The organism is Bradyrhizobium sp. BR 1432, from assembly GCF_051547705.1.
Lineage (GTDB): Bacteria > Pseudomonadota > Alphaproteobacteria > Rhizobiales > Xanthobacteraceae > Bradyrhizobium > Bradyrhizobium zhanjiangense.
On the sequence record NZ_JBPUGF010000003.1, the window covers coordinates 6,887,284 to 6,902,574 of the forward strand.

15 protein-coding genes and 2 pseudogenes are annotated in these 15,291 nt (G+C 64.2%); 7 read left to right on the plus strand and 10 right to left on the minus strand.

The window, feature by feature from the left end; all coding sequences use genetic code 11:
- Positions 1–148 precede the first annotated feature (148 nt).
- Both ACSKB8_RS33470 and ACSKB8_RS33475 read right to left on the minus strand, forming a co-directional pair.
- Positions 149–406: a hypothetical protein gene (locus tag ACSKB8_RS33470; RefSeq protein ID WP_024338019.1), complete on the minus strand. Its 258-nt coding sequence runs from the start codon at positions 404–406 to the stop codon at positions 149–151.
- Between the two features lie 66 nt (positions 407–472).
- A pseudogene (locus ACSKB8_RS33475) lies at positions 473–1,424 on the minus strand (DUF2778 domain-containing protein).
- Between the two features lie 202 nt (positions 1,425–1,626).
- Between ACSKB8_RS33475 and ACSKB8_RS33480 the strand changes: the two are divergent.
- The gene (locus ACSKB8_RS33480; RefSeq protein WP_438108719.1) at positions 1,627–2,067 is read left to right on the plus strand and encodes a DUF1810 domain-containing protein; all 441 of its coding nucleotides are present in this window, start codon (positions 1,627–1,629) and stop codon (positions 2,065–2,067) included.
- Positions 2,068–2,158: 91 nt separating this feature from the next.
- The gene (locus tag ACSKB8_RS33485) at positions 2,159–4,240 is read left to right on the plus strand and encodes a methyl-accepting chemotaxis protein (RefSeq protein ID WP_438108721.1); all 2,082 of its coding nucleotides are present in this window, start codon (positions 2,159–2,161) and stop codon (positions 4,238–4,240) included.
- Between the two features lie 111 nt (positions 4,241–4,351).
- Here ACSKB8_RS33485 and ACSKB8_RS33490 read toward each other — a convergent pair whose 3' ends face one another.
- On the minus strand, positions 4,352–4,942 hold the full coding sequence (locus ACSKB8_RS33490) for an NADPH-dependent FMN reductase (protein ID WP_438108723.1): 591 nt from the start codon (positions 4,940–4,942) through the stop codon (positions 4,352–4,354).
- A 50-nt stretch (positions 4,943–4,992) separates the two neighbouring features.
- On the minus strand, positions 4,993–5,940 hold the full coding sequence (locus tag ACSKB8_RS33495; protein ID WP_438110789.1) for a helix-turn-helix domain-containing protein: 948 nt from the start codon (positions 5,938–5,940) through the stop codon (positions 4,993–4,995).
- A 302-nt stretch (positions 5,941–6,242) separates the two neighbouring features.
- Between ACSKB8_RS33495 and ACSKB8_RS33500 the strand changes: the two are divergent.
- The 3 genes and pseudogenes from ACSKB8_RS33500 to ACSKB8_RS33510 all read left to right on the plus strand — a co-directional run bounded on the left by ACSKB8_RS33500 (position 6,243) and on the right by ACSKB8_RS33510 (position 8,864).
- Positions 6,243–7,366: pseudogene (locus ACSKB8_RS33500) on the plus strand (DUF2336 domain-containing protein).
- Positions 7,363–7,695 carry a PilZ domain-containing protein gene (locus tag ACSKB8_RS33505; RefSeq protein ID WP_438108725.1) on the plus strand — a complete coding sequence of 111 codons (333 nt, stop codon included), beginning with the start codon at positions 7,363–7,365 and terminating at the stop codon, positions 7,693–7,695. The pseudogene ACSKB8_RS33500 and the gene ACSKB8_RS33505 overlap by 4 nt, the downstream one beginning before the upstream one ends.
- Before the next feature lie 50 nt (positions 7,696–7,745).
- The gene (locus tag ACSKB8_RS33510) at positions 7,746–8,864 is read left to right on the plus strand and encodes an HD-GYP domain-containing protein (RefSeq protein WP_438108727.1); all 1,119 of its coding nucleotides are present in this window, start codon (positions 7,746–7,748) and stop codon (positions 8,862–8,864) included.
- 26 nt (positions 8,865–8,890) lie between these two features.
- Here ACSKB8_RS33510 and ACSKB8_RS33515 read toward each other — a convergent pair whose 3' ends face one another.
- Both ACSKB8_RS33515 and ACSKB8_RS33520 read right to left on the minus strand, forming a co-directional pair.
- Positions 8,891–9,094 (minus strand): hypothetical protein, encoded by a 204-nt coding sequence (locus ACSKB8_RS33515; protein ID WP_091899114.1) that lies wholly within the window; start codon positions 9,092–9,094, stop codon positions 8,891–8,893.
- A gap of 134 nt (positions 9,095–9,228) precedes the next feature.
- Positions 9,229–9,906, minus strand: a complete 678-nt coding sequence (locus ACSKB8_RS33520) for a nitroreductase (protein WP_438108729.1) — start codon at positions 9,904–9,906, stop codon at positions 9,229–9,231.
- Positions 9,907–10,023: 117 nt separating this feature from the next.
- On the opposite strand from ACSKB8_RS33520, the gene ACSKB8_RS33525 reads away from it, so the two are divergent.
- Positions 10,024–10,986: an alpha/beta hydrolase gene (locus tag ACSKB8_RS33525; protein ID WP_438108731.1), complete on the plus strand. Its 963-nt coding sequence runs from the start codon at positions 10,024–10,026 to the stop codon at positions 10,984–10,986.
- A gap of 127 nt (positions 10,987–11,113) precedes the next feature.
- On the opposite strand, the gene ACSKB8_RS33530 is transcribed toward ACSKB8_RS33525, so the two are convergent.
- Positions 11,114–11,578 carry a cupin domain-containing protein gene (locus tag ACSKB8_RS33530; RefSeq protein ID WP_438108732.1) on the minus strand — a complete coding sequence of 155 codons (465 nt, stop codon included), beginning with the start codon at positions 11,576–11,578 and terminating at the stop codon, positions 11,114–11,116.
- 205 nt (positions 11,579–11,783) lie between these two features.
- Between ACSKB8_RS33530 and ACSKB8_RS33535 the strand changes: the two genes are divergently transcribed.
- Positions 11,784–12,032 carry a hypothetical protein gene (locus ACSKB8_RS33535; RefSeq protein WP_438108734.1) on the plus strand — a complete coding sequence of 83 codons (249 nt, stop codon included), beginning with the start codon at positions 11,784–11,786 and terminating at the stop codon, positions 12,030–12,032.
- 144 nt (positions 12,033–12,176) lie between these two features.
- On the opposite strand, the gene ACSKB8_RS33540 is transcribed toward ACSKB8_RS33535, so the two are convergent.
- The 3 genes from ACSKB8_RS33540 to ACSKB8_RS33550 all read right to left on the minus strand — a co-directional run bounded on the left by ACSKB8_RS33540 (position 12,177) and on the right by ACSKB8_RS33550 (position 15,281).
- Positions 12,177–13,052 carry an MBL fold metallo-hydrolase gene (locus tag ACSKB8_RS33540; RefSeq protein ID WP_438108735.1) on the minus strand — a complete coding sequence of 292 codons (876 nt, stop codon included), beginning with the start codon at positions 13,050–13,052 and terminating at the stop codon, positions 12,177–12,179.
- Between the two features lie 424 nt (positions 13,053–13,476).
- The gene (locus ACSKB8_RS33545) at positions 13,477–15,099 is read right to left on the minus strand and encodes an ABC-F family ATP-binding cassette domain-containing protein (protein WP_438108737.1); all 1,623 of its coding nucleotides are present in this window, start codon (positions 15,097–15,099) and stop codon (positions 13,477–13,479) included.
- Positions 15,096–15,281: a hypothetical protein gene (locus ACSKB8_RS33550; RefSeq protein ID WP_438108739.1), complete on the minus strand. Its 186-nt coding sequence runs from the start codon at positions 15,279–15,281 to the stop codon at positions 15,096–15,098. The genes ACSKB8_RS33545 and ACSKB8_RS33550 overlap by 4 nt, the downstream gene beginning before the upstream one ends.
- Positions 15,282–15,291 lie beyond the last annotated feature (10 nt).

Sequence of the window (15,291 nt, forward strand, 5' to 3'; positions counted from 1 at the left end):
CGGACCGTTTGCCCGTTCCTATAGCGGAGTTCAAGCTGGGACAGAAAAGGTCTGTAGCCCGGATGGAGCGCAGCGCAATCCGGGAAGGTGCCACTGACGCGCACGACCCGGATTACGCTTTCGCTCCATCCGGGCTACGAAGCTGTCGCTAGAGCAGCTTCGCGCTGACGAACAGCGCACGCACGGCGTTGGTTGCCTGCACTGCGAGCATGGCGTTACCGGCAGCGCCCTCCAGCGCCGCGACCGCATCTTCATGCAGCGAGCGGAATTCCATCCATTCCACCGACTTGAAATTGGTCAGGAACTGATAGGCTTGGCCGACGGTCGCAATCGCCAGCGTGTCACCGTTCAGCTTGATCTTGAACGTCGTGCGCAGCGGGGTCTCGGAACTTGATGGATCACTCATGGGCTGCTTCTGGACGAGGACGATTTAACGAAGGGGAAACGGCAGCCCCGCCGCGGCAGGCAAAGATCAGGAATCGGTGCTCGCGCGCTGCGAGGCGGTCGCAGACCCGCGCAGATTCGGCACCACGACCAGACGGTTGAACTCGCCATTGTCGTAGGCCTTGATGAAACGGTCATAGTCCTTGATCGAGACGCAACCGTTGGAATCGCCGCGCGGTCCGAGCATGTAATTGTGGGTGAGCAGGCCGACGCGGCCGAGCGCGCTGGTGCCTTCGACCGGAGTCATGCGCAGCGCCCGAACGCCGTGGAACAGCTTTTCGCGCGGCTTCAGCTCGTAGGTCGCCGGCGGCGTCGCACCGACCATCCGCCGATCGACATGGTCGGGATTGTCCATCATCGGGCCGAAGCCGGAATGGGCCTCGAGAGCCACGCCGCCCGGCAGGTAAACCGCCTTGGCCGAGATGTCATAGACCGCCGTCCGCGAAATCGTAGCCGAGGGCCGAAAGATCGGGCGCCTTGTTGAACAACCCGCTGTCGGGCGTCAGCGAGGCCAGCTTGATTTTGTCGGTGAATTTTTCGAAGAAATTGCGGTTATCGACCCGGGGACTGGTGTCGGCATACGCCTGGCTGGATGCGATCTGGGAGGCGAGATCGGCCTGGACCGGGCGCGAGCGCGGCATCGGGACGGCGTCGGCGCGCTGCGAGGGCCTCGCCTCCTCGGCCGGGGGCTGGTCGTCTTCGGTCAGGGTCGAGCGCCAGTCATCACCCTGCAGCTTCTCGGCGAGCATGGCCTTGGCATCGCGAAGCTTGAGCTGGACCGCGTTCAGGGCGGAGCGCTCCAGCGTCCGCAGGCCGAGTTCGCGGGCCGGCGGATTGCCGGAGGCCGAAGCGAAACGGTCCTCGAATGAAGGGGCATTGGCCGGCGGCAACGCGGCGGAGACCAGCGGGGTCGAATCGCCCATATCCGCAACCCACGCGGCAGCGCCAAGCGCCAGCGCGATCGCTGCCAGAGACAGCAATATCTTTTCGGCTCGCCCGACACGGCGGCGCGACAACAGCCTCTCGGCATGTGCTGCGTCGGAAACCATCAGATCCCCAAATCGACCCCCGGGGGCGCCCAACCCCCACCCGGAGACTCTATACCAGCTACCACATTGGGAGCCAAAAGTTAGGCATAATCGCGGCCGGCAAGGGGTCCGGTACGGCTTCCTGAGGTATCCAATGACCGATCCGTTCGATCTCAACCGCTTTGTCCGGGCCCAGGACCCGGTCTATCGCGACGTCCAGGGCGAGTTAGCCCGGGGCCGGAAGCAGACTCACTGGATGTGGTTCATCTTCCCGCAGGTCGCGGGCCTCGGCTTCAGCGCCATGTCGCAGCGCTACGCCATTGGCTCCCACGCGGAGGCCGAGGCCTACCTCGCCCATCCCGTCCTCGGGGTGCGCCTGATCGAATGCACGAGGCTCGTGCTCGCCGTTCAGGGGCGGACCATCAACGCAATCCTGGGCGCGCCGGATGATGCGAAATTCCGCTCGTCGATGACACTGTTCGGTGCGGTATCTCATGAGCCCGTCTTCGATCAGGCGATCGCCCGATATTTCGCGGGCGAACGCGACGGCGCCACGCTGGAGATCCTCGCCAAGCTCGACCGGGCATCCGGCTGAGTTGCGCGGCCACCAGCGTAAACCCGGGATTAACATCGCCTGCCTATCTTTCGCGCACAATAATTCTCCCGCGCCAATTGCCGGACAGATCATGAAAATCGGTACGCTCCTGACCACCGCCATCGTCTCGCTCTCGACCGTCGGCGGCGGCCTCGCCGTCTACGTCGCCGTGACGAAATATCAGACGATGGAGCGGATCAGCGAGGCGCAAGGCCGCCTGGCGATCGTTCGCGCTGCCAGCGACATTCCGCGCTATCTCAATCCCGAGCGCGGCTTTTCCACCAACATCCTCTACGGCCCCGCCACGATCGATCCTGCGCTGCTCGCCGAGCAGGACAAGCTGCGCACGCAGACCAACGGCGCCCGAGACAGGATGAACGCGCTGCGCAAGGAACTGCCCGGCTCCTTCGACGACGGCACCACCATTGGCAGCAACATCGACGGCATCAATGCGAAATTCACCGCGCTGCGCGAGGCCATCGACAAGGCGCTCGCGGGGCCTGCAGAGGCGCGCAAGGATGCCGCCAAGAAGATCGTCGCCGACAATGCCGTGCTCAACGGCGGCGTGACCGCGCTGCTCAACGAGCAGGTCCGCCGCATGGCGATTCTCAACGGCGACGCCTACCGGCAGGCCAGCTACGCCAATATCGCGATGACGCTGCGCGACGTCGGCGGCTTCAATTCCAGCCTGCACAAGAATCTCGTCGGCGGCAAGAAGCCTGCGACCGACGCCGAAAAGGCCGAGATCAGCCGCTCGCAAGGCCGCAACGATCAGATCGTGATGGCGCTGCAGGAATTACGTGGCAATCCAGCGACTCCGGCGAACGTCGCCGCTGCACTGGAGAAGTTCAACGCGGTCTATGTCGAGGAGTTCGGCCGCGAGCTCAAGCTGGTGAAGGACGGTGCGGTCAGCGGCAAGTACGAGCACGACGTGGACGCCTACTACGCCGCCACGCAGCGCGGCCTCGGCACCATCATCGGCGTCCGCGACGCCTTCTACGACAATGCCGAAGAGATCCTCGCCGGCGCGTCTTCGGGCGCGCGCACCAGCTTCACCATCGCGCTTGCTGGCCTTGCCGCCGTGCTGATCGCGAGCGCCGGCCTCATCGTGACCGTGCGCCGCCGCGTCTGCGCGCCGATCGTCAGCCTGACGACGCGGATGTCGCGGCTCGCCGACGGCGAAGTTGCGGAAGGCATCCCCGGCGCCGAGCGCTCCGACGAGATCGGGGCGATGGCCGCCGCGGTCCAGGTGTTCAAGGACAACATGATCCGGGCCGACCGGCTTGCGGCCGAGAAGCAGGCCGAGAATGACGGCAAGATGCGCCGCGCCCAGGCCCTCGACGACCTCACCCGCGCCTTCGAGGCCAAGATCACCGAGCTCGTCGGCGGCCTCTCGCGGGCCTCCTCCACGATGGAGACCACCGCGCAGTCGATGACGTCAACGGCGGCCCAGACCAACAGCCAGGCCGCCATCGTCGCCGCCGCCTCCGAACAGACTTCGACCAATGTGCAGACGGTTGCCAGCGCCACCGAGGAGCTGACCTCATCGATCTCGGAGATCGGCCGTCAGGTCGCGCAATCCACCGAGATTGCCGCCCGCGCCGTCGACAATGCTCGCCGCACCGGCGATACCGCGCGCGCGCTCGCCGAGGGCGCGCAGAAGATCGGCGACGTCGTCACGCTGATCCAGAGCATCGCCGAGCAGACCAACCTGCTCGCACTGAACGCGACCATCGAGGCCGCCCGTGCGGGCGATGCCGGCCGCGGCTTTGCGGTGGTTGCTTCCGAAGTGAAGTCACTGGCCGGCCAGACCGCCAAGGCCACGACGGAAATCTCCGAGCAGATCACGGCGATCCAGTCCGCGAGCGACGAGACCGTGGCCGCGATCCGCAACGTCGCCGACGTCATCGCCGAGATCGACCAGATCGGCGCCGCGATCGCGGCTGCGATCGAGGAACAGGGCTCAGCGACCAAGGAGATCGCCCGCAGCGTCCAGGAAGCCGCCCACGGCACCCAGGAGGTCAACAGCAACATATCCGGCGTGCAACGCGCCGCCGACGACACGGGAGCCGCCGCCAGGGAGGTGCTGGGCGCCGCCGAGCAGCTCTCGACCCAGTCGCGCGATCTCGCCGGCCAATTCGACCGCTTCCTCGGCGAGGTCAGGGCCGCGTAAGCGCGCGGATTCGTAGCCCGGATGGAGCGAAAGCGAAATCCGGGGCGGTGCCGTTGACGTGCGATTTCCCGGATTGCGCTTCGCTCCATCCGGGCTACGGGACTCACCGTCTCAATAAGGCGGCGCCTTGCGCGCGCGCTGTGCTTTCGCCGCCTCGATCCACCACGCCAGATCGTCGGCAAAGCGCGGGAACGAGCGCTCCAGCGCCTTGCCGCCCTCGCCGATCGGCTCCCCGTCGGCCGACAGCGTCTGCGCGATCGGGCCGACGCCGATGGTGCTCGATACCACCACCATCCCCATTTCCGACAGCGTGCCGTGCCAGGCCGTCGCGGCGCGCGCGCCGGACAGACGGCCGGCGGAATAACTCGCGATCGCGGCCGGACGCCAGAACCACTCTTCGAGGAAATGGTCGGTGAGGTTCTTCAGGCCGGGCTGGATGCCCCGATTGTACTCGCCGGTGACAAAAACAAATCCGTCGGCGCTGCGGATCTGTCCGGCCAGCTTCTCGAGCGCCTCGGGCGCCGAGCCCTCGGGATATTCCTTGTACATGCGATCGAGCATCGGCAGACCGATTGCCTTGGCGTCGATGAATTCGACGTCCTCGCCGCGGCTGCGCAGACGATTGATGACGAAATTCGCAAGGCGGATGCCCATGCGGTCGGAACGGTAGGAACCGTAGAGGACGAGAATGCGATTGCTCATGGTCGAACGGTAGCACGAAACCGGCGTTCGGCCCCAATCGATTTGTCAAATTATCGCCCGCGTCCGCGCTCCAGCGTTTGCGATGGCGTCTCGCCGAACTGGTCACGGTAGCTTCGGGAAAAATCGCTGAGATGCCAGAAGCCGAAGGCGAGCGCCACGGCCTTGACGCTGTCCGCCCCGGCGAGCAGCCGCCGTCGCACCAGCCACAGCCGGCGTAGGCGCAAATAGCGGTGCAGGCTCATGCCGCGATAGCGGCGGACGACGTCGTGCATGGTGCGCACGGACAGGCCGAGCTTGCGCGCAATCTCCTCGCTATAGATCGGCTGTGAGAGATCGTCGGACAGCAGCGCGCGGATGTCCTGGAACATCTTGAAGTGCCGCTCATCATTGGGCAGCGCGGTCCATCGCGCGGGGACAACGCTCTCAAATGCGCCGTCGACAGCCGCAAGCAGGGATTCCTTCATTGCGGCTGCCTTGAACGGCACGTCTGATTTGTCGATGGGCTCTGACGCCGCGACCAACACCTCGCGAACCACGCCGCGCAATCGGGCGAGGCTCGCGGCGGTCGTTTCGAAAATCTGGAAGCTCAGGCTCACTCGTGGCCAGCCGCGATCCGTCACCTCCGGCCTGAACATCACCGAGGCAATTTGCCGCTGCACCTCCTCGATGCTCGTGTAGGCGGCTCCGCCGCTGCCAATGACGACGACTGGTCGCGCGCGCTGCGCGCCATTGAACCGAATAGGAACATCGAGGTCGTCCATCGTGAACCCGATCGCCGTGCAACTCTCGACGAGTTGTCCGTCAACCACGCGCGGAAATGCGCGCGTCAAATTTACGTCGCAACCGGGCAGCGACAGAATGGTCTGCTCAGCAGAAATTCTTCGTACGAAAGGCGTGAACTCGAAATCCAGGCCTCGTATGGCGTTCCGAAATTCGTCGACGTCTGAAAAGCGGAATATCTTTGGTGCCAACCTCGGCACGTCATCAATGCTGTTCATGGCAATATGAAATGCACCGTCGTAACCGACGTGTGCATCCGGCAGCGGTACCGGTTCGCTTCCCCCTTCTGTTTCCCGTCGGACCTGAAGAATCAATCCTAATGTGTTGCGATCAGTTGGGAAGGGTCCAGGTGAAAGGACAAGCTGGGGCGTCGAGTCTTGCCAAATTTCGATAGCATTTTCCGAAAATTCGACGGTGCATAAATACCCCGGCATTTAATTTCTAAAATCAAAAATTAACACCTTTGAGGCGCAATAGTCTTCGTTAAATCGTCAAAGTTATTTCGATTCAGGCTCCTGCCATGATGGCAAACTCGCCTGCTGATATTCTGGTCGAGTTGGAAGATGCGGTCGCAACGTGCCCGCTGGAACGCTGCGGTCGCATCCTCGCCGGTATTATACAGCTACTTACCTGCAGTCGTGACCGGCCTCAGCAATTGCTTGCCAATGTGGTCGATGGCGTTCTTCTGCGATTGGCAGAACGGGTTGATGCCAGTGCCCTGATTCAACTGGGCGCGGCGCTTGCCGAGCTCAAGGCGGCTCCGCCGAAGACCTTGCTGCGTCTTGCCGCACACCCCGATCCGGACGTGGCGTGCCCTGTCCTGCTCAAATCGAAGACCCTCTCCAGGGTCGATCTCGAGACGATCGCCGCCTCGGGCGGCGAACGACAACAATGCGCCATCGCCGCCCGCGAGCGCGTCGAGCCGCCGCTGACCGAGGCGCTGATCAAGAGCGGCGGCCGCGCCGTCCACCTTGCGTTGATCGGTAATCCCGGGGCCAAGCTCTCGCAGGCCGCCTATTCCGCGCTGATCGCCCGGACTGGGCAGGACGACGAGATCACGAAGGCGCTCGCGCTCAGGCCAGATACGCCCGAGCTCATCGTGCGGAAACTGCTGTCCGCCTCCAACGGCCAGGAAAGGCCGGCGAAGCTCAACGCCTCATCAACGCCGCCGCACAACGCGACATCGAGCGCAACTGCCACCTTGCCACCGCCCAAGCTGCCCTGCCAGGCGGCCTATGCGAGCGCGAGGCCGGAGATCGTCGCCCTCAACCGCGTCGGCAAGCTCAACGATTCCACCGTCAACCGCTTCGCGATCCGCGGCGAGACCGCCAATCTGTTCACGGCGCTGTCGGTGCTCTCGGGGGCGCCGCTCGACATCATCGAGCACGTCATGGCCGATGAGGATTGCGAAGGTCTGGTCATGGCCTGCCGTGCTTCACGACTGAATTGGCAGACCACGCTGGCCATCCTGAGCAACCGCAGCGGCCGACGGCTTTCCTTTGCCGAGCGCGAACGCGCGCAACGGATCTTCGACACGCTGCTTCTGTCGACCAGCCAATGGACGGTGCGCTGGGGGAAATCACCGCAAACGCCAAGACAAACGATAGGGCACATCGCAGCGCAAGATTGGGGGACAAGCAATGAGATTCGATGGCCGCAAGGCGGGGCGCGTTCGGATGGACCACCGGCAGCCCGTCAACCTGATGGGCTCAGACGGTACTTGGCGGCGCAGCTGTGTTCTGCTCGACGTATCGCAGACAGGTGCGAAGGTCGAGGTCGAGGGTACGCTGGACGTGCTCCAGGCCAAGGAATTCTTCATGCTGCTGTCGTCGACGGGGCTCGCCTTTCGGCGCTGCGAGCTGGTCTGGATCGATGGCACCACGGCCGGGCTCCACTTCGTCACCGCGGGCGGCAAGAAGAAGCCGGCGAGCGCGCCGGCAACCGCTACGCGGAATTCCGCCGGAAGCAAATAGGCCGAGAATTCATCCCGCACATTGGACCCCACGACATCGAAGGTCAAACCGTGCAGAACCCGCGAACCACGCTCAGGCCCTTCGATCGTGACGGCATCCGGGATGCCGAGGCGGCCCGTCCCTTCGTGCATGTGCTGGCCGACACGTCCGACAAGCTGGCCCGTGTCTGCTCGATTCTCGAGGAGCGTTTCGCCGTCGCGGGCGAACGGCTCGACGCCGAGGCCAAGCTGTCGCAGGTTCCGTTCGCCATCGTCATCCGCGCAGAGCTTCGCGACCTCGACAACATCGCGGCCATCAAGAAACGGGCCGGCAAATTGGCCAAAGCGAAGAAGCGGATCTTCCTCATCGAGGACACGTCTCACGTCGGCGTTTCGCAAGCCTATGCGCTTGGAGCGACGCTCGTCCTGCCCGGCACGATCAGCCGGGCCAAATTGCTGTTGGCGCTGTCTGATCCGGCCGATCCGTCCTCTGCCTCGTCAGGCGAGACTGCACAGTTTGACGACGCAGTTGAGATCGGGGCAACCGCGTTCGCCTCGATGTTCACGGCGGTCACCCTCGACCAACCCCTCGACGTGGACGGCACCAAGGAAGCCGGCCGCCAGATTGCCGATCGCATCACTGAGCATGGTCTGTCGGAATGGCTCACGACGGTGCGGCGTCATCACGAAGGAACCTATCAGCACTGCCTGATCGTGACCGGTGTCGCCATCGACTTCGGTCTGAGCCTCGGCGTCGGAAGAGCCGATCTGGAGCGCCTCTACTCGGCGGCCATGTTCCACGACATCGGCAAGGCGCAGATCCCGCTCGCCATCCTCGATAAGCCGGGTCGTCTCGATGCCGAGGAGCGCGCCGTGATCGAGACCCACCCGGCCGCTGGCTACGAGTTTCTGAAGGGTCACGGCAAGATTTCGCCGGAGATCCTCGATGCCGTGCGTCATCATCACGAATATCTCGACGGGAGCGGGTATCCGGATGCCCTCTGCGCCGAAACCATTGGCGACATCGTGCGAATTCTCACGATTTCCGACATCTTCGCAGCGCTCATCGAGCACCGGCATTACAAGCCGACCATGCCGCGCGCGGAAGCTTACGACATACTGCGCGGGATGGCCGGAAAGCTGGAGAAGGCGCTGGTGACCGCGTTCAAACCGGTCGCGCTCACGAGGTGAGCGCAGCGACGGCGCCGCAAAACCGGCTAGTGCGTCGCGCGGTATTGCGCGCGGTGCGGAATGGAGCGGCAGGCCAGCCCGTCAGCCAGCAGCTTCATGTCCTCGTGCTTGCCGCTGCGGATCAGCCGGCCGAACTCTTCGGGTGTGAAAGGAAGACTTGGATCATCATCGATCGGGCGCCGCACTCGCGGACCGAAGAACCATCGAACCAGGCTAGCCAGCCGCCGCATCTCAATTCCCTCGCGCCAGCAACAAACCTCTCAGTCTGCATATTGTTCCTCCCGCCCCTTCGAGATTGCAAGAGCTTGCCAGCGACTCCGCACCAAAAAAAATTTCGCCAGAGAACAATCTCCTCTTTGTCGTGCTAATCGGCAAAACCCACGTACCGCACGAACTCCTCGTTAAGTTCGCGGTCCGAGCGAACGGCATTCGCGGCAAAGCCGTCGTCGGGATAGCCCATCGCGACGCAGGTCATGATCACCTCGTCCTCGGGAATCTTCGCGACCTCGCGCACGATATCCGAGCGCATGATGCCCTGTCCGTTGATCACCGAACCGAGGCCGCGATCCCACGCCGCGAGCACGATGCCGTAGCAGAGCGCGCCGAGATCGAAATGGCAGACCGCGCCGGGATCGAGCACGCGGTCATAGGTCAAGACCAGCGAGACCGGGGCGTCGAACTGGCGGAAGCCGCGCAGCACCCAGTCCTGGCGCATCGGCTTGTCGTCGCGCGCGATCCCCATCGCGCCGAACAGCTTCTTGGCGATGTCGACCTGTCGCGTGCGGTGCACGCCCTGGTACTCGCCATGGCTGACGATGTCGCGCTTGACCTTGGCGCCGGCGATCATCTCCTCCATGTTGCGGCGGCGCACCTCTTCCAGCGGCCTGCCGGTGAGCACGTGGACATGCCAGGGCTGGGTGTTCATCGACGACGGCGCGCGCTTGGCGCTCTCGATGATCGCCTCGATCACCGCGCGCGGCACCGGCTCGTTCCTGAAGCCGCGCACGCTGCGGCGCGACTGGACCAGCGTTTCGAATTCCACCTTCAAGACCTCCCTGCCCTTTTCGTCCGGCGTTGCGCTAGAACCGCCGGTTGCCGATGCCGCGCGCAAAATCTATGCTAACCCGCAAGCAAGACCAAGAACCCTGGAGGACCTGTCATGGCCGCGCCGCTCGATCCCGTGATCGCCGAGATCATTCCGCTCATGCCAATGCGCGATCCCGCGGTCATGACGCCACAGAGCGCCCGCGATTCCTTGCGCGCACTGGCTGCCTCGCGCGCCGCCATCCCGCCACCGCCCGTCGACAGCGTACAGGATATCAAGGTGAAAGGCGGCGCCGGCCCGCTCGATGCACGCGTCTATCGGGTCGGCACCACGCCCGCTCCGACCGTGGTGTTCTTCCATGGCGGCGGCTGGGTTGCGGGCGATCTCGAAACCCACGACCGGCAGGCGCGCAACCTCGCGATCGAGACCGGCGCGGTCATCGTCTCCGTCGACTATCGCCGCCCGCCCGAGACGCGCTTTCCCGGCGCCTTCGAGGACGCCTTTGCCGCGGTGAGTGACATCTTCAACCGCGTCGCGGAATTTGGCGGCGATGCAAAGCGCTTGGGCGTTGCCGGCGACAGCGCCGGCGGCAATCTCGCGGCGACTGCCGCGATCGCCTGCCGCGATGCCGGCATCGAGCTCTCTGCGCAATTGCTGGTCTATCCCGTGACCGACGTCCTCGGCAGCTATGCGGATGCGCGCGAGAACGCGCGCTATCCCTCGCGCGCCGAGAATGCCGACGGCTACTTCCTCTCCCGCGCCGTGATGGAATGGTTTTGCGGCCATTATCTCGCCGATCCCGGCCATGCTTCGGACTGGCGCGTCTCACCGCTGCGCGCGGCATCCCTCGCCGACGTCGCGCCCGCCGTCGTGACCACCGCCTGGTTCGATCCGCTGCGCGACGAAGGCGCGGCCTACGCGCGGGCACTGGAGGCCGCCGGCGTGCGCGTGAAACACCATGAGGGCCCAGGCCTGATCCACGGCTATTTCGGCATGGGCGATGCCTCAGACGTCGCGCGCGCCGAGGCGCAGCGTGCACGCGCCGACTTCAAGGCCCTGCTCGCGCGGGGCGTATAGGGATGCGACAAATCCGTAGCCCGGATGGAGCGCAGCGTAATCCGGGTTTCGTCTCACGCGGACGGTCGAGCGATACGGTTGGTCTGCCCCCGGATTGCGCTTCGCTCCATCCGGGCTACAGGACCGGCTAAATGTTCCGCGCCCGCTGCGCGTCGGTGTGCCCCCAGGTCTCGTCCCAATCCTGGCCGGCGGCATCGACGACGCGGCCATCGGCTTCGAAGAACTTGTTCGGCACCTGGAAGATCGCCAGGATCAACGCGCCGTCCGGGCACCAGGCGGCGTGCCGGCTGCCCGCCTCGCGCCAGATGAATTCCCCGGCCTTGCAGGCGATCCCCTTGGCTGGCCCGTCCTTGTCGACGAGCGCGCCCTCGATGACGTAGCTCTGCTCGATGCCGACATGCTCGTGATCGGGCAGCACCGATCCCGGGGCAAAGCGCATCAAGGCGGTCATCAGACCGCTGCTGCGATCGAACAGCAGGGTCTTGGCTTCGCACCCCGGAAAGCGCGTCTTTTGCCAGTCCATCTCCTGCGGCTGAACCAGGTGAGAATGCCGGTCGGCGGCTTCCTGGTCTATCGGGATCACGGCGTCCATCACGATGCTCCCTCTCTCTATCTCAACCGTCTGAAGCTAGCAGGATCGCCCGGCCTGGTCAGCGAGCAGTGCAATAAGTGGGAGCGTTTGCCGATCGCGCCCGAAAAATCGGCAGACAGGCCGGACGACGCCCGCTCATCCTGCTTGATTGCGCCACGATTCCCGGCTCCAATCCTCCCGCCATTTCTGGTTTAGGGAGACACCCATGATGAAGCGGATTTTCCTCGCGGCGATCGTTGCCACCTTTGCAGCGGGCTCGGCCTTCGCGCAAGAAACCTGCGAGAGCAAGGCGATCGGCAAGGACGGCAAGCCCCTGGCCGGTGCCGCCAAGACCTCGTTCCTGAAGAAGTGCAAGGCCGAGGCCTGCGCGCCCAAGGCCGTCGGCTCCGACGGCAAGCCGCTCGCCGGCGCCGCCAAGAACAGCTTTATGAAGAAGTGCGAGACCAGCGCGTAAGGCGCTACGAATTCGCAGCTTTTCTAGCGAACAGTTGCTGCACAATTCGTCATGCCCGGGCTTGTCCCGGGCATCCACGTTCTTGTTTCCGTCGCAAAGATCGTGGATGGCCGGGACGAGCCCGGCCATGACGAAAGAGAAACTTCACTCCCGCTTGAAGCGATAATCGAACGCGTCGCCGAGTGGCTTGATCAGTCCGGCCGTCGGCGCCGGAAAATGCACCGGCAGGATCAACGTGTCGGTATCCGCAACGGACGCGAAGAACTTTCGCCGCGACACCGCCGACTGCTTCGGATCCCAATCCGGCTTCGCCGACCAATCCGGTTCGCGGCACTGGATCTGATGATGCATGAGATCGCCCGCGACCACCGCGCGCTGGCCCTTCGAGACAATGTTGACGCAGCAATGGCAGGGCGAATGCCCCGGCGTCGGCGTCAGCGTCACGGTGTCGTCGAGCGCGTAGTCGTCATCGACCAATAGCGCCTGTCCCGCTTCGACGATCGGCAGGCAATTGTCGCGAAACACGGTGCCCGGCGGATTGTTGCCCTTGGCGTGCTCGGCCTCCCAGGCCGCATACTCGCGCTTGTGGAAGACGTATGTCGCGTTCGGAAACGTCGGCACCCAGCGCCCGTCGCGCAAAATGGTATTCCAGCCGGTGTGGTCGATGTGCAGATGCGTGCAGAACACGTAGTCGATCTGCTCGAAGCCGATGCCGAGCGCGAACAATTCGTTGCGCCAGCGCTCCTTGCCGGGAAAATCGAACGGCGGCGGATGGCCCTTGTCCTCGCCGGTGCAGGTGTCGACCAAAATCGTGTAGCGCGGCGTGCGGACCACGAAGGTCTGGTAGGTGATCACCATCATGCCGCGCGCGGCGTCGAACACCTCCGGCTCCATCGTCGGCAGATGGCGAGCGAACACGCCCTCGTCATAGGCCGGGAAGAAATCCTGCGGCCGCCGCCACGGCCCTTCGCGCTCGATCACCGCATCGATGGTGATATCGCCGATCCGCAGTTGCTTCATGGTGGTTTCGCTCCCCTTTTTGAGGGAGCGTAACGAGAGCGCCAGGGACCTTCAAGCAAGCGAGTTCATTGAAACTCTCTCGATTTGGTTGTAGCCCGGATGGAGCGAAGCGTAATCCGGGAAAGCCCCTCGCATGGTCCGCTATCGTCGCAATTTCGTCCCGGCCGGGACCTTCTTCTTCACCGCAACGCTGGATGATCGACGATCATCCGTGCTGATCGACCATGTCGACAAACTACGCGGCGCATTCCGCATGACGCGCGTCGAACGGCCATGCTCCATCCGGGCTACGAACGACATCAAGCGGCCTCTTGTAGCCTGGATGGAGCGAAGCGCAATCCGGGGCACAATAACCACACGGTACGACCGCGCGCGTGGCACGACCCCCGGATTGCGCTGTCGCTCCATCCGGACTACCGCCCACCTACGACCGCAACCCCGGCGCCTCCTGCCCGGTGCGCGCGACATATTCCGTATAGCCGCCGCCGTACTGATGAATCCCCTCCGGGGTCAGCTCCAGCACGCGGTTCGACAGCGTCGCCAAGAAATGCCGGTCATGCGAGACGAACAGCATGGTGCCCTCGAAATCCGACAGCGCCGTGATCAGCATCTCCTTGGTGGCGAGGTCGAGATGGTTGGTCGGCTCGTCCAGCACCAAGAAGTTCGGCGGATCGAACAGCATTTTTGCCATGACCAGGCGTGCCTTCTCGCCGCCCGACAGCACCCGACAGCGCTTCTCGACGTCGTCGCCGGAGAAGCCGAAGCAGCCGGCGAGCGCGCGCAAGCTTCCCTGCCCGGCCGTCGGAAACTGGTCTTCCAGCGACTGGAACACGGTGCGTTCGCCGTCGAGCAAATCCATCGCGTGCTGGGCGAAATAGCCCATCTTGACGCTGCCCCCGAGCGCGACCGTGCCCTCGTCCGGCTCGCTCGCACCGGCAATGAGCTTGAGCAAGGTCGATTTGCCGGCGCCGTTGATGCCCATCACGCACCAGCGCTCGCGGCGGCGGATCATGAAATCGAGGCCGTCATAGATGCGCTTATTGCCGTAGCCCTTGTGGACATTCTTCAGCGCGACGACATCCTCGCCCGAGCGCGGCGCCGGCGGGAAGTCGAACGCGACGCTCTGGCGGCGGCGCGGCGGCTCGACCCGCTCGATCTTGTCGAGCTTCTTGACCCGGCTCTGCACCTGGGCCGCATGCGAGGCGCGCGCCTTGAAGCGCTCGATGAACTTGATCTCCTTGGCCAGCATGGCCTGCTGGCGCTCGAACTGCGCCTGCTGCTGCTTCTCGTTCTGCGCCCGCTGCTGCTCGTAGAATTCGTAATCGCCGGTGTAGGTGGTGAGCGAGCCGCTATCGATCTCGATCACCTTGGAGATCACGCGGTTGATGAACTCGCGGTCATGCGAGGTCATCAGTAGCGTGCCTTCGTAATCGTGCAGGAATTTTTCCAGCCAGATCAGGCTTTCGAGATCGAGATGGTTGCTCGGCTCGTCGAGCAGCATGACGTCGGGGCGCATCAGGAGGATGCGGGCCAGCGCCACGCGCATCTTCCAGCCGCCGGAGAGCTTACCGACGTCCCCGTCCATCATCTCCTGGCTGAAGCCGAGGCCTGACAGCGCTTCGCGCGCACGGCCGTCGAGCGCATAGCCGTCGAGCTCATCGAAGCGATGCTGCACTTCGCCGTAGCGGGCGATGATCTCGTCCATCGCGTCGGCCTTGTCAGGATCGGCCATCGCGGCCTCGAGCTCGCGCAGCTCGGCTGCGACCTCGCTGACAGGACCTGCGCCATTCATCACCTCGGCCACGGCGCTGCGGCCGCTCATCTCGCCGACGTCCTGGTTGAAATAGCCGATGGTGATGCCGCGATCGGTCGAGACCTGGCCTTCATCGGGCAGTTCCTCGCCGGCAATCATCCGGAACAATGTGGTCTTGCCGGCGCCGTTCGGGCCGACGAGGCCGATCTTCTCACCCTTGTTGAGGGCCGCGGAGGCTTCGATGAACAGGATCTGATGGCCGGCTTGCTTGCTGACGTTGTCGAGGCGGATCATGGGGTCTTTTGGGGGGATTTTTGCGTTGCAGCGTCATAGGCCATGCGAGCCGTCAGGGGAAGCCCGGCGGGGCCCGGATTCAGCCCTGCCGGATACCCAATTCGGTCGTTTCCCCCCGCCGCTTCGGGCTTGTCGACCTCGGCGGTCTGCATCATTGCGATCTCATGGTTGGGAGCGGACATGATCAGCTCG

Coding starts and splice junctions, on each gene's coding strand:
- ACSKB8_RS33505 (WP_438108725.1), top strand. CDS start 7,363: ATGAGATTCGATGGCCGCAAGGCGGGGCGCGTTCGGATGGACCACCGG.
- ACSKB8_RS33485 (WP_438108721.1), top strand. CDS start 2,159: ATGAAAATCGGTACGCTCCTGACCACCGCCATCGTCTCGCTCTCGACC.
- ACSKB8_RS33525 (WP_438108731.1), top strand. CDS start 10,024: ATGGCCGCGCCGCTCGATCCCGTGATCGCCGAGATCATTCCGCTCATG.
- ACSKB8_RS33540 (WP_438108735.1), bottom strand. CDS start 13,052: ATGAAGCAACTGCGGATCGGCGATATCACCATCGATGCGGTGATCGAG.
- ACSKB8_RS33515 (WP_091899114.1), bottom strand. CDS start 9,094: ATGCGGCGGCTGGCTAGCCTGGTTCGATGGTTCTTCGGTCCGCGAGTG.
- ACSKB8_RS33545 (WP_438108737.1), bottom strand. CDS start 15,099: ATGATCCGCCTCGACAACGTCAGCAAGCAAGCCGGCCATCAGATCCTG.
- ACSKB8_RS33495 (WP_438110789.1), bottom strand. CDS start 5,940: ATGAACAGCATTGATGACGTGCCGAGGTTGGCACCAAAGATATTCCGC.
- ACSKB8_RS33530 (WP_438108732.1), bottom strand. CDS start 11,578: ATGGACGCCGTGATCCCGATAGACCAGGAAGCCGCCGACCGGCATTCT.
- ACSKB8_RS33535 (WP_438108734.1), top strand. CDS start 11,784: ATGATGAAGCGGATTTTCCTCGCGGCGATCGTTGCCACCTTTGCAGCG.
- ACSKB8_RS33550 (WP_438108739.1), bottom strand. CDS start 15,281: ATGTCCGCTCCCAACCATGAGATCGCAATGATGCAGACCGCCGAGGTC.
- ACSKB8_RS33480 (WP_438108719.1), top strand. CDS start 1,627: ATGACCGATCCGTTCGATCTCAACCGCTTTGTCCGGGCCCAGGACCCG.
- ACSKB8_RS33490 (WP_438108723.1), bottom strand. CDS start 4,942: ATGAGCAATCGCATTCTCGTCCTCTACGGTTCCTACCGTTCCGACCGC.
- ACSKB8_RS33470 (WP_024338019.1), bottom strand. CDS start 406: ATGAGTGATCCATCAAGTTCCGAGACCCCGCTGCGCACGACGTTCAAG.